Here is a 15,553-nt window from a genome sequence, read left to right on the forward strand (position 1 = left end):
GCCCGTCCCCGCCGATGTATAGCTCACCCGCGCAGCCCAGTGGTAACTGGCCACCATCCGGTGACAGGACATATAACTGGCAGTTAGCAATAGCGCGGCCTATGGTGATAGGCTGCGCCGGTTGCAAGCGCTCTACTGTTGCCCACACTGTGGCTTCGGTCGGGCCATATTCATTAAACAAGGCCGTGTTTGAATGCGCAAAACGCGTATAATGTTTCTCCACCAGCGAAGGTAAACATTCTTCTCCAGCGACTATGGCAGCTGATAAGTTTGGCAAGCTCGTGCTGCCCAGATGATCCAACATTGCCGCATAAAAACTTGGCACGACCAAAAAGTGACTGACCGTATAGCGAGCCATTACTGTCGCTAAATGGTCTAGGTTTTGCTGCGCTTCATCACTGCAAATCAGTAACCGAGCACCACAGCTCAACGCAGAGTATAAACCTGCAACTGAACTGTCAAAGGCAAATGAAGACAGCAGCATAAAGGTACTCAGATCAGGATAAACCTGATGCCGTGCTAGGGTCGACTGCACCAATGAGCCATGACTGACCATCACCCCTTTCGGCTTGCCAGTCGAACCTGAGGTGTAGATCACATAGGCCACTGCATCCGCATCGACCAACGGCATCGTAGTATTCACATGAGGGGGACCGTAGAGCGTCAGATCCACAGCGCTAAGTGCTTGCCAGGCAAGACCTCCGGGTAAAGTCTGGGTATGCACAGGCTCAGTTAACACCAACACAGGTGCAGCATCAGTTAAAATATGTGTAAGTCGCTCACTCGGGTAATTTGGATCCATTGGCACATAAGTTGCGCCTGCTTTGAGCACCGCTAGCATAGCAATAACCACCCATTCTGAACGATCCAGCAAGATAGCCACTTTATCCTGTACCTTGATTTGGTGTTCAGCTATTAGATAGTAAGCAAGCTGCTCCGCCCGCGCATCCAGCTCCGCGTAGCTAAGCTCAGCGTCAGCAAAAATAATGGCCGTTTTATCGCCATGCAAACGCGCTTGTTGTTCAATCAATGCATGCATTGTGAGCTGATTATCCATTGGGGTAGATGGGCCTGACAACATCTCACGACTGGCTGTTAACTCCGTATCACTCAGCATGTTTAAGCAACTCGGGTGGCAGCTGGTATCCAGCTGATGGCTGTCGGCAAGCCGAGCCAATGTTTCCAATACAGTGAGGAAATGTTGCTGCCATTGAGTCACTCGCTGTGGAGTAAACAGCGCTGTGTCAAAAGTCCAGTTGGTAACTAAGTCTTCTCCGTCTTGGACCACCTCTACCTCGAGATCAAATTTGGTGTGGTGGACATCATTCGGCAGTACTTCAAATAACTCAGCTTGTGCCCAGTCATCTGTGCTACCCGCATGCCTAAACTCATTGTCTATGGTCAACATGATCTGTACAACCGGACTATAAGAGCTACTTCTGGGGACATCTAACAGCTCTACCAACTGCTCAAAAGGCACATGCTGATTGTCCTGTGCCTGCAGGTGCGTATCTTTAACATGCTCAAAGTAGCTGTGTAGTGACGGATGCACTGTGTTAACTCTCAATACCAAAGTGTTCACGAAGTACCCGATCAATTCTTCTGTTTCTGATTGTCCTCGGTTGGCCACAGGCGTACCGATGAGAATTTCATCGCTGTTAGCATGGCGTGCTAGCACCATAGCCAGAACACTGTGAAACAGCATAAATCGAGTTAATCGAAGCTGTTTTTCGACTTTTCGCAAGGCGCGGGCCAGCTTTCCCTCTAAACGACCTGAAACTAAGCCTCCATCATGTCCTTTCACCACAGGTCGGGTAAAATCTAATGGTAATGCATGGTAAAGTGGCGCATCACTAAGCTTGCTACGCCAATAGGCTGACTGAGTTTCAAGTGCATCACCGTCGCGCCAGCTTCTCTCCCAGTGAGCATAATCTGAATACTGAATGGCCAACTCCGGCAAGGGGTTTTCCTGGCCAGCTTTAAAAGCCTGATATAAAGTCGCCAGCTCATGCTTAAATACTTCCATTGACCAGCCATCGGAGGCAATGTGATGCATATTGAATAACACCACGCCCGGCGCATTTTCGAGATCCGACATTGCAACGAAACATGCCTTGATCATCAGATCCGATTCCAGCCTGAAAACATAATTAGCCTGCTCATCGATCAGCGAACGCAAGCCCTGTTGCTGCCCCTGCTCACTTAGTGAAGAGAGGTCATAACGCTGTAAGGTAAACTGAAATGATTGCTGGACAAGTTGCCTGGTTTCTCCTGCATGCTCGACAAAATTGCTTCTCAAAACCTGATGTCGTGAAATAATTTCTGTAATAGCGCGTTCCAGCACGTCAGCGTCAAAGTCAGCTTCTACCCGCAGCGCGGCAAACATATTGTATTCCGGTGAGCCGCCCTGTAACTGATCAATCACCCATAATCGCTGCTGGGAGTATGAAACTGGCAAAAAGCGCGAAGCTTCTTCAACTGGCTTGATGGCCACGCGTTGTACCGTCTCCAACGAATCAATATGCGCCGCTAGACGACGAATATCCTCGTACTGGAAGATTTCCTTTACCGCCACACTCACTGACAATTCCTGTTCGATCATTTTTGCCATTTGCACAGCCATCAGAGAATGGCCACCGAGCTCAAAAAAGTGCGCAGTAACACTGATCTCGTCACAGTCCAATTGCATCAGCTCAGACCAGATAGCCACTAACTGACGTTCCAGCGCATTGTCAGGTGGTACATAGTTACTCGTTTTCATTGCACCACGGGACTGAGGAAGCTGTGCCTTATCAATTTTACCATTAGCATTAAGTGGCCATTCTGAAACTTGGATGAATACAGCTGGCATCATGTATTCAGGTAAAATGCGCAGTAGATTAGCGCGCAGCTCAGGTAAAAACGCCGCTTCCATCCCCTGCTCTTCAACCTCTTCGGACAGCTCATAATAAGCTATCAGCCTACTGCTTTGCTCAGTCGCTTTGTCCTGTATCACTAGACTTGCCGCTACTCCAGGCTGCGCCGCTATCACCTGTTCAATTTCACTGAGCTCAACGCGGTGTCCGCGCACCTGGATCTGCGAATCAGTCCGACCAACAAACTCCAGCTTACCGTCTGGTAGGCGACGAACAAGGTCCCCAGTTTTGTACAACAAGGGACTACTATTTGGGTGCTGTGCAGAATAATACGGGTTAGCAATAAAGCGCTCGGCAGTCAGTTCAGGTTGATTGAGGTAGCCCATCGCCACACCAACACCGCCAATGTAGAGCTCACCAGTGACATTACAAGGTAAGAGCTGCAAATCGTCCTGCAATACCAGAGCCGACATTCCATTTAACGCAGAGCCAATATGTACGTTTTGTTGAGGATGAAGCCGACCCATGGTTGCACAAATGGAGGTTTCGCTTGGCCCATAGCCATTAAATAACTTACATACTCCACCCCAAGTATCCACACACCCTTGATTAACGCTTTCTCCCGCAACCACGATCGCTTCCAATGCTAGGTCTTGCTGTGGCGACATCAGACGTAATAACGAAGGTGGCAAAGTAACATGCGTAATACCCTGCTCAGCCAGAAAGGCCTGCAGATTGGCTACATCGTATCGTGCTTCAGCAGGACAGATCACCAGCTCAGCACCGCAGGTTAACGCCATAACCCAGTCCCAGACTGAGGCGTCAAAGCTCGCAGAAGCAAATTGCAATACCTTGCTGGCAGGTGTTAATGCAAGTTGTTGCTGCTGGTTGAGCGCAATATTGACTACCCCCTTATGCGCAACCATGACGCCCTTCGGACGACCGGTAGAGCCTGAAGTATAGATCACATAAGCCAGTTGCTTAGCGGCTTCGAGCGGACTCTGTTGCCGTGTACTGAGGTTGTATTCAGAGCTCAGGTTAAGCGCTTCAATATCAATTACTTTACCCGGCAAATCCAATGCTGAGATGGTGGCTTGATCACTGAGTATGAGCTGAGGCTGGGCGTCTGAGATCATATATTGTAAGCGCTCTTTGGGATAGTCTGGGTCGAGCGGCAAATAGCCTGCACCAGCTTTCAACACGGCCAAGATGGCGCTGAACATAGCTGGCGATCTGTCCATACATATGCCGATCAGCGAACCGGCACTAAGTGATTCAGTTGCCACTATATATCCGGCCAGCCGATCGGCTGCCTGATTCAATTCAAGATAGCTCAGCGATTCCTCGCCCATTGACACAGCAACCCGTTCTGGGTGTGTATGCACCACAGATTCAAACAACTGGTGAAGTGTGTAGTCCTGCTCTAGTGGGGTCTCTGACTGAGTGCTTTGCTGGCGATCCAGCAGCATTTCATGCTCATATGACGAGAACATTTGTAACTCAGTCAGAGCAACCTCTTCTAGTGAGTCGTATTGCTCACTCAAGGAAAGCAGCGAACACAGTAAACGCTCACAATGAGACATCAGCTGCACAATCGATTGTTCAGCAAATAGGGCTTGGTCATACAACCAACGGCAGTCAAACCCGGTATCAGCAAAATCTATATCTATCGTTAAATCAAATTTGGCTTTAGTCGGCTCTATGTCAAGCGGTTTGAACAGATCACTGCCATCTAAACTGAACTTAGACAAGCCGTCTGGGTTCAGCATGATCTGTACTAATGGCGCATGCGATTGACTTCTGGATACCTGAAGTTTTTCCACCAAATAGTCAAACGGCACGCCTTGATGTTCCTGCGCGGCAAAGTGAGTTTCACGCACTTCATTAAAAAAAGCGCCTAATGTTGTCACTGCTGTATTAAGTCTGAGTACACCGGTATTGACGAAAAACCCGACTAAGTGCTCCAGTTCTGCCATTGGGCGATTGACCTGAGGGGCGCCCATCACAATATCATGACTATTGCTATGACGTGACAGCACTAGTGCCAACATACCATGCGCCAGCATAAATGGAGTCAGCTGATAACGATTTGCAAGCGCGGTGAGCTGCTGGGTTTGCTGCCTAGACAGCTGGAAACTTAATACCTTGCCTCGATGTTCTGCAACCTCTGGCCTGCTGTAATCAAGTGGTAACGCATGCAAGTCCGGCACGGCTGCTAACTTAGTTTCCCAATACGCAATATGCTTATCCAAAGCCCCACTCGCCAGCCGCTCCCTCTGCCACACAGCATAATCAGAATACTGAATGGGTAGAGGTGCAAGCGGGCTCGGTAGTCCCTGTGCAAAGGCATGATACAGCTGCTGAAATTCATTCTGCATCACCTGCATCGAGATACCATCCGCAGCGATGTGGTGTAGATTGCACAGTAAGATAGCCGGATCTGAGGCACTTTGGGTTTTTACATAGCGCACTCGCAGTAGTAGATCAGATTGCAGGTTAAAGACATGGTTTTCTTCTTCCGCGAGTAAGGCTTGCAGCTTTTGCTTGCGTTCATGCTCATTATTGTAAGCTATCTCATCGTATTGGATGTCAAACTGCCAATCACGTTTAACAATACGCTTCACTTCTGATTTAATCTCAAAGTAAACACTGCGTAATGGCTCGTGACGCTCGATGATCGCCTCAAATACTTGCTCCAGCACGTCTAGGCGGATCGATGAGTCAATGCTGAACGCAGCACACATATTGTACTCAGACGAGCTATCCTGCAATCTGTCAAGCAACCACAGACGTCGCTCCGATGACGATAACTCCAGTGCCAGACCACGCTTTGGCTGAGGCTGAATATGCAGTTCGGAAACTGCATCACTGTATTGGGCAATGGCCTTTGTTAGCGCGAGTAGATTTTCACTGGCAAAGATATCTCTCACTGGAAGCTCAATCTTGAGCTGTTGGCGGATTTGATTAGCAAGCTCAATTGCCAATAACGACTGTCCACCCAGCGCAAAGAAATTATCCTGCAGACTAATGCTCTCAGCAGGTTTTGACAATATTCTGCCAAGAATATTGACCACCTCAATTTCAAGCGCGCTGCGCGGTGCCTGAAACGCAACTATATTAGTCTTAGCTTTGTATTGTTTGAGCTTGACCTTGTCTATCTTACCATTTTCGTTCAATGGCCACTGTTCCACTTCTATAAATTCAGCTGGGATCAAGTAATGAGGTAATACGCCTTGCAGTTGCGTACGTAAAGCTATCAGATCTAAAGTCGGCGTCTCACTCGTGAGATGCGGTTTAACATAGGCTAGCAGCTCAACACCACCTTGCTTAGTGGAATTTGCGACCACGAGACTGGACTCAACTTCCGCCAACAAATTAAGCTGATAGCTTATCTCTGCGGGCTCAACTCGATAACCCTGAATTTTTACCTGCTCGTCAACACGACCAATAAACTCAAGCTGGCCATTTTCTAGACGTCTCACTAAGTCACCAGTTTTGTACAGACGTGTATTTTGCGTTGCATTCGTTGTCAGATTAGATACAGTCAAAAAGCTGGCAGCGGTTGCCTCAGGGTTATTCAAATAACCTCGGGAGACGCCGTCGCCACCAATATACAACTCACCCACTACACCATTCGGTACAGGGCGATGCTGTTCATCAAGCACCCACAAAGCCGTGTTTGGGTTTGCTCCGCCAATGGTGAGTGGTGCATTAGGCTGCAATGAAACCCCGCTTGCGGTAACAGTGGCCTCGGTCGGCCCATAACTATTGATCAGCTCAATCTTTGGCTGTTGAGTAAAAAATCGTGTCACGGCAGTCGCGGACAAAGCTTCCCCGCCAACGATTATACAACGCAACCAAGGCAGCTCTGGCTGATCGCTCTGTTCATTGATTTGTGTCCAAAAAGCAGTTGGCAGGCTCACTACCGTAATTTGATACTCATTACAAAATGCCCAGAAATGTTCAGCACCACTCATGCAAGCATCATTGCGCAGTACCAAACTTGCGCCATGGCACAGCGCACCAAATAACTCTTCGACAAAGATATCAAAACTCATGCTGGAAAATTGCAGCACGCGATCTTGTGCTGTAATACGGTATCGGCTGGCCACATTGAGCTGATAGTTGACTAAGTTTTGATGCTCAACCATCACGCCTTTAGGTCGACCAGTCGATCCAGAAGTATACATAACATACGCTAGATCCTGGGCTGTCACACCAGCTTGTCGACACGCTACATTCTCTTTGCAATAACCAGACAAAGACAGACTGTCTATAGTAACACACTCAGCACTAAGCGGCTGCGTCTCTTGCAACCCGCTAGAGGTTAAAACGATGAGCGGTCTTGCGTCTTGCAGTATATCGGAAAGGCGCTGTGAAGGATAATTGGGGTCTAAAGGTAGGTAAGCAGCGCCAGCTTTCAGGATAGCCAAAATCGAGACCACCATGTCTGCTGAGCGCTCAAAATACACCCCAATCAGAGGCTCTGCACAACCAGAGCGTTGCTTTACCAAATACTCTGATAAGTAATGTGCTAACTGGTTGGCTCGATGGTTCAACTGTGCATAGCTGAATGTCTGTTCATTCCAGCGCAGTGCAACGCTATCCGGTGATTGCACCACCCGCCGTTCAAACAGCTCGTGAATACACAGTGTGTTGTCATAATCAACACACTGTGCGCTTACCTCAGCCTGCAACTCAGTGACTTCCCCATCCAGCATCAATGGCCAGACATGTAATGATTTATCGAGGAGATCCTGTAATTGAGTACATAACTGTAACAAACGCTCAGACAACGCCATGATTTCGGCCGCAGAAAAATACCCACGGTGATAGTCAAACTGAATTTCAATGTCGTCACGATTACCATCCCAGACATTTACACTCAGCGGCAATACCTCATGATCATGGCTTTGATAGAATATGCTGGCCGGGCGATTATCGAAAGTCAGCTCACTATAGTCGAGTTTCAGATAGTTAAATACAATATCATACAACGCATCAGTGTGCCCCATTTCCGCAGCCACATGCGCAACGGGCAACTTCTTATGCCGCAACATGCTTCTTTGTTGCTGTGCTATCTGTGTGAGTAAATCCGACAGATTGGCATCTTCATCTAGGGTTATGTGTTGTACGCTGATATTCGTGAAAACGCCCACAGCTTTTTTCTGTGCAGCCCCTGAACGGTTATGAAGAGGAATCCCGATAGCTAGACTGTTTTGTCCATACAAGCGACCAATAAGATGCGAAAGTACTGCCAAAAACAACTGCGGTAAACCAGTATCAAGTCGCCGAGCAACATCTGTCATTACCTCAACAACCGTCTTATCCAGTGAGGCAACCAGCCGCTTGCTGGTCCCCTGCTCCGCCACTTCATCTAAGTTGTAACGCGGATATAAAAACGGAGCGGGCAGCGCCTTCAACTGACTTTGCCAATACGCTTTGTCTTTTTCATATTTAGGACTTTCTCGATAGGCCAGTTCACTGTTTACATAGCTTACCTGTAGTGGCTCAATAGTCGCGCTTTCACCTGCATAGCACTTAGATAGTTGCAACGCCCAGCTAGAAAACCCCCAGCCGTCAATGATCATATGATGCGCAAGCCCAACATACCAATACTGCCGCGCTGACAGTTTAACTAGCCAAGCTTTAAACAAAACCTTACCCTGCAATGAAATTGGCTGGTGAAATTGTGTTTGCAGCCATTGTTGCGCTTCAAGTTCAGGGGAGGCCGAAGAAGAAAAGTCCACAAGCGGCAAATCTATGACCGGTGTATTCTGGAATTTTTGCACAAGTTTGCCATCCTGCTGCTCAAAGCTCACAGAAAACATTTCATTGTGCTCGATCACATCTTGATGTGCCTGACGTAGACGCTGCACATCAATGTCATGACAAACAATGTAACCACCTATATTGTAAAGCGGACTGTCTCCCTGACGTAACTGGTCAAAGTATATTGCTTCTTGTGCTAAAGAAAGGCCAGAGTTACGACTGTCATTCCACATATTTTTCCCCTATCAAATCCTGTTTATTATTTTTTTGAATCCACATCGCGTCGCTTTGCATCTTTATCCAGCGATGAGCACAAAGGGTATTTCACCATTTTCCGTCAGCACTTGGCTGTATTCTGGCTGACCGATTCATTTTTCACTGCATCTAATCGACTAATCGATCAGTGCGTTTTGCGGCTCATGTACCTTGGGTTGGGCCTGTGCTTGTTTGAGCACTTTACCTTCTTCCAGTACCAACAAATTATCTGCAACGGAGAAGTATCTGTCGTCGTGACTGATCACAACAACTGCTTTTCCTTTCTTCTTGAGCTCGGGTAACAAGTTAAAGTAAAAGAACTCTTTAAAAACGGGATCCTGATCGGCCGCCCATTCGTCGAACAAATACAGCTCTTTGTCCTCAATAAACGCAACCAGCAATGCCAACCTACGTTTTTGTCCATCAGAAAGAGAGGTGGTAGTCGAAAAGACCCCCTCGTTCATGAACACCTTGCCGTCGAGTTTCAGTAGCTTCAGATAGTATTCAATTTGCTGTTCATATTTGGAGTAGTCATTGGCGATGATCCGATCAAACAAATAGTAATTTGAATAAATAGACGAAATCCCCTGCCGGAAGCTTTTTATATTATTCGCATCTACCAGTGTATCCCCGAAGTAAATCTCACCGCCAGTCGGCGAGTTATGCAACGTGATCATCTTACTTAAAGTCGATTTTCCCGATCCGTTGCTGCCCACGATAAAGGTAATTGTCGACTTACGTATTTCGAAGTTTAGCGGCCCGACGGTAAAACCCTTTAACCCGTCGACGTTGGCATATGCATACTCAATATTATTAAATTTAATACAATCCCATGGCTTGACCGGTACTAAGCTCTGATTGATTGGCTCAGGCTTTAAGTCATGCCTGATCGATTCTAGGCGAGCATACGATACTCTCGCTTGGACAATGCTGGGCACGATATTCAAAACTGTAGAAATAGGTCCGGTCATGTACAGTAATACCATCACTATGGCCACCAGCTGTTGAGTGCTGACACTCTGGTAATTGATCAGCACAAAGCACACCAAGCCGATAACCAGAAAATTAACCATGTCTACATAATTAATAGCTGCTCGCAATATGAAGCTGCCCTTTTTCTCGTCCTTTATCACGCCTCTTTCGTATTTTTTTAGGACTTTCTCGAGAAAGTAAGTACTCTTTTCCTCGTCATTTTTTAACTCTTTGGCACCATACACGGCACCTCTGAAAGCGTCCTGAATGTTATCTGTTTTAAGACGCGCAGAGACAAAATACTTCTGGCCTAGGATCATGGGAATGTAATGTGTCACCAGACCAAAAATCATTGCATAGATAACAAATTTAAAGATCCCCCAATCCAGATACATCAAAAAAAGCAATAAGCTCAGTACAGTTACTCCGTTTATCAGCAACTCAGGCATTCCACGCGCGCCCTGCACGATACGGTTAACATCAATGGTGATGGCATTGACCAACTTCGGGTGACCAATTTCCTCTAGTGCGGACACTGAAGTGAGTAGGACCTTTTTATACAGTTCAATACGAAAGTCAGATGTCAGATCAATGGTGATATTAGTCAGAATAATTTGCGATATAGTTCTAGTTACGATAATAGTCAGGCAGGTAACAAGGAACAACATCGCTACCTTTAAGTCCTTAAACTCGAAACCCATAACCATGTCAATGTTTGTGCCTTCGTTCCCCTTAGCAATCACCGGAGTATTAATTGTATCCAATACGATTGGAATTAGCAGCGAGTAAATCACACCCGCAAAAATACCAAGTAAAATAGAGATAAACACTTTATTGGGGGACTTGCTGGCAAAAAAGCTAAAAATGCTCACTGAACGTTCCTCGTGTTAGACGGGTTGCTAATCGGCTGATATTGCTCGCCATTCATTTCATCTGATCCCGCTGAATAACTTAAACTCAAGGGGTTTCCCGTTTGACTGGTGGAGTTACTAAACACGTGTTGTTGATAAGTGCCATCTACCACCATAATTTGTCTGTGGCTGACGCCAAAGCGTCGTTCATAGCCAACAGAGTCTACATAATTGGGAGCAGACACTTTAATAGTATTTGGCCCTCCCCCTGTATTATTTCTAATTTCAAACAGCGGCTTTAACAAATCAACTTGACTAAACGGGTCATGAAAATATACGGTTTGATGTATATCGCCCCACAACCAGCTATTCATATCGTTACCCAGCTGTTTACTCAACTCTGCAATGGCTTTATCCAATGCGTCAAGGACGACCTCTGTGCACTGCCCAGTACACCAAAGCTCTGCTTGTTCAGTTAATGCGGTGGCGACTTGTGTGTAGCTAGTATTACGGTATAGATTGCTCAACCATTGTTGATCGGCCATGCCATCTAGTCGATATGACAACTGAAAATCATCGCCAAATAAACCATTTCTTATATGCCTGGCCCAGACAAAGAACACCGCCGCGGCGTTGCTATGCGCGGACATTTGACCATCCCAAGAAGCGATCAATGCAATTGCCTGACGTTGTTCCTCACTCTGCGCCTCAACCTGACTCAGGTACGTTTGTAGTGCTAGGGCATCGGTACTGAATTCATCAGCCTGAATAACCTGCATATCCTCGACCGTGAGCTTGGTGCCCTGGTTAATTTTTTCTTCCAAGAGCTGGGTGATCCTGTCCTTTCTGAAATCGGGAGCCCAATCACAAGAAATATAATAAGGGTAATCTGAGCTGGTGATCCTGTTATTGGCAGATACCAAAATACCACTGTCGGGGTTAAAAATGCTGGGCATCTCAGTGTATGGGATAAAATTTTGCCATGATGCCATTACACCATCACCCGCTACCGGGTGCAGACCCATTGGGGTAGTTTTTCTAGGTAGTAAGCCCGCAGCCTGATAGCCAATCTGCCCATTTACATCGCCATAAAGAAAATTGAGCGCAGGCGCAGTGAGCAAGCCCAATGCACCGCGAAAATCTTGCCAGTTCTGTGCATAGTTTAATTGGTAGAATGCATCATAGCTGGTATCACGATCTAATAACGCCGTCCATCGCAATGACATGGGTGTGTCTGATATGCCAAACACATCATTGATCACCGGCCCGTTAAGCGTTTCTCTGATGGTAATTTTACGTGCTGGTGATACCGGCCGAAGTGCCTGTGGAAATTGCGCTCGTACTTCGATGTACTCGGTTCTGTAGCTAAACTCCTGCCACTGCCCTTGATACCAATATTGGCTTCTATCCTGAGGGTTGACTCGCTCTAACTGCAGATCTTGGGTATCCGCCATCATATTTGTGGCACTCCACGCCAGTTGTTTGTTTTGTCCAAAAATCACAACAGGAATACCAACCAGACTCATGCCGGCGGCATCAATCTTGTCGCCCTGAACAGATACAGCATACCAAGGAGAAGGCGCTTTTAGCCCTAAATGAGGATCGCCGGAAACAATTGCGTGACCTGATTCAGTATGCTTTGCGGCCACCGCCCAAGCGTTACTCCCTACATATTGACCACCCTTTAATCGTTGCTGTTCTAAGGTCGTGTGCAGGTTGGTCAATGATAGTAAATTTATTTGTTCTGGCCCGGCAAGCGGGGTTGTTTGGGTCTGATAAACATCCTCACAGTGTGAATAAAACAGTCCAAGTTGCGCTTGCTCATCAAGTACCTGCAACGAACTAAAACGCGTTAAGTCCTGCCACATGCTATCTGATAAGTCATAGGCCAGAAGTTTGGTCATTGCTAATGTATCCAGAGGCTGCCAAGGCTCGGGGGTCACATCTAGCAATACAAACTCCGGTGGTAACTGAGCGTGCTCCTTAAGGTAATAGTTGATCCCCTCAGCGTATGCTTTGAGTGAGCTTTGCGCTTGCGGCGATAAGGACTGTAGTGCCTTTTCTGCTGCGCTATATAAACCTAAAGCCCGCATCTGCGCATCAATTGTGACCGTGTCTGCACCAAATACAGCACTTAGCGCGCCTTTTGCAAAACGGCGCTGTACTTCTAATTGCCAGAGACGATCTCTGGCATGTGCATAGCCCACACCAAAAAATGCGGCTAAATCTGTTTCGCCCTCAATAGCCGTTACCATATTATTGCCTAAAGACAGAGACACTAAACTGCCGTGCGGGTCTGATAAATTGAGCTCAACTTCTTTGCCGTTATCAAACTTAAACGTAGTGAAAATATAAGTCAGTACAATGCCCAGTATAATCAGCAGCAAAAGCACAAACCTTTTTAAAACAGATCCCATAAATTCTCCTGAGAAAAATAACTCTCCCAAACTTCACCTGTATTTCACCCCAATTATTGCTAGGGCAAGGCTACTAGGTATTGTTGTGGCGCTGGCATAACGGCATTATATGCGACTTGTTAAACTTATTTGTTGAACACAAGTCAGATACAACCGGCGTATACCTACTACTACATTTAAGGCCAGCTCAGACTTGCGCCAGGCCTGGTTTATTCCAATTTATTTAATTACGTCTTCCAATTGAGGCACAGAGTTATCGCCTTGTTTGCGGCCTATTTGCCACCTCAAATTGAACAAGTATTTAGTTAAATTGATCTTGGATATTCGCACAGGCTAGATTAGGCCTAGACTGCACGAATCTCCGATTTAAAAATTTCTATAACAAGCGCCACCCTACTGTGATGGCGCACAACTTAAAGTTTGATCACCGACAGAAGGCTAGAATGACTATCGCTCCATTGGATCACATTCTGACTCACTTCTTGAAGCGGCACACTCTTATTGTTCACTTGAGGTGCAGCCAGATAATCCATATTACTGGTGAATATAACCCACTCAGCTTGATCTGCATCGGTCGCGGAATCCGATGTTTTAAAGTACCGCGATTGCAAGCCACTTTGCATTTCGATACCAGACATAATCGCTCTCAGATCCAAATAACTATTGGAAATATGGAACGCCAGCACTCCGTTAGCTGCTAGGTGTTGTTCATACAAAGTAAGCGCTTCTGTGGTTAATAAATGCTGCGGGATAGAGTCACTTGAAAACGCATCCACAATCAGCATATCAAAGCCCTGAGTACCATTTTCCTGGTATTCATTGGCCAAGCTCACCCTTGCATCACCGGAATGCACCGTGATGGTTGCGGCTGAGCTTGTCAAGTAATCAAAATAGCTGTTAGCAACATACTCGACATCCGGATTAAGCTCATAAAATACAAACTCGTCATCTGCTTGCCCATAGTAGGCCAACGCACCTACGCCCAAACCGATAATACCAACTTTATTACCTGAACCATTATCGGCCATCAGGTTAAGCATAATACCTATTCCAGTTTCCGGACGATAGTAGCTTAATGGCCTTGGCTTACCCTGATAATCCAAAGCTTGAGCCCCGTGCGAAGTATAACCATCGATTAACCTACGCTGTGGATTATCAATATTCACAATATCCTTAACTTGTATAATACCGAAAAAATTACGAGATTCGTAAATATTGTATTTATTAAACTGACTTTGCATCAAGTAAAACAAACTAACAAACACTAGACAACCCGCAACATTTAAGTAGATCAACTTACGCTCTACTTTACCCTGCTGTTTTTGCCACTCCATCGCCACAGACAACGCAAAGACCAGACATATACCAACAATATACTCATAATACTGTGTAAACAGCTCAGTAGCCAAAATGGACGCAAATACACTACCAGCACATCCACCAGCGGCCAACACTAGGTAAAACAAGGTCATGTCTTCATTGCCGGGCTTAGATTTGGCTATTTCACCGTGACAAATGATACAGGCCACAAACAATACAACTAGATACAGACATATTTGTGCTGTGATCGCAAACTGCGAGCCAATGAAGAACAAAAACAGTGCTACCAGAGAAACCACTGTGAACATCAGGTTCCAGTACCACTTAAGATACACTCTCTCATCGAAAAAACACAATATATATGTCAGTAAATATAACGCCAGTGGTAAAGTCCATAGGAAAGGGATCGGCGGAACATTGAGCGTCAAATTATTAGTTGTAGATATAAGTAGAATCACCCCCGTCGCCGAGAGTAGAAACCACTTAACACACCTGATCACATTTGCCCCAGATGCCAGCTTAGATTGCTCAGGCTGAACCGGCCGAGCGGCAGTTTTGTCCATATTGCGATAGACCTGATAAAGACAGGATAAGTTAAACAAAGAAAACGCGATATACAAACCTGACCACATCCAAGCTTGCATGGATAGCGTTAGGTTATATTCGATGATCAATGGATAACAAAACAGTGCCATCATGGCAGCAATGTTTGAAACTGAATACAACCGATAGGCTTGAGCGCTTTTGACCGAGTGACTTAGCCAATACTGAAGCAGTGGTGCCGTAGCCGACAGCACAAAGTACGGCGCACCTATCCCAAGTAACAATAAAGTAAAGATATCAACAAATGGCTGCGTTGAAATTTCTGTCGTCGCAATTGACTCCAGACTCAACGGCATCAATACCATTCCGACAACCAACAACAAACCGTGTACTGCAAGCTGCTGATAGACAGACTTCAGCTTACTAATGCAAAATGAATAGAGATAACCAACCAACAATAAGCTCTGATAAAAAAGCATACAAGCAGTCCACACCGCGCTGCCCCCACCGAAATACGGCAATATAATTTTTGCTACCATGGGCTGGATCCCAAATAGCAAAAATGAGC

4 protein-coding genes are annotated in these 15,553 nt (G+C 46.3%); all 4 read right to left on the reverse strand.

Features of this window, described 5'->3' with window-relative positions:
* On the reverse strand, positions 1-8,860 hold an 8,860-nt coding region (locus N477_RS23695), incomplete at its 3' end, for a non-ribosomal peptide synthetase (protein WP_155732014.1).
* A 159-nt stretch (positions 8,861-9,019) separates the two neighbouring features.
* Positions 9,020-10,726 (reverse strand): cyclic peptide export ABC transporter, encoded by a 1,707-nt coding sequence (locus tag N477_RS23700; RefSeq protein WP_063363769.1) that lies wholly within the window; start codon positions 10,724-10,726, stop codon positions 9,020-9,022.
* Entirely contained in the window at positions 10,723-13,122 is a 2,400-nt protein-coding gene (locus N477_RS23705; RefSeq protein ID WP_063363770.1) for a penicillin acylase family protein, read from the reverse strand. Before N477_RS23705 ends, N477_RS23700 begins: the two co-directional genes overlap by 4 nt.
* Before the next feature lie 413 nt (positions 13,123-13,535).
* Positions 13,536-15,524 (reverse strand): spermidine synthase, encoded by a 1,989-nt coding sequence (locus N477_RS23710; RefSeq protein ID WP_155732015.1) that lies wholly within the window; start codon positions 15,522-15,524, stop codon positions 13,536-13,538.
* Positions 15,525-15,553: the final 29 nt, after the last annotated feature.

The sequence above is a fragment of the Pseudoalteromonas luteoviolacea H33-S genome, assembly GCF_001625695.1.
GTDB classification, from domain to species: Bacteria; Pseudomonadota; Gammaproteobacteria; order Enterobacterales; family Alteromonadaceae; genus Pseudoalteromonas; species Pseudoalteromonas luteoviolacea_B.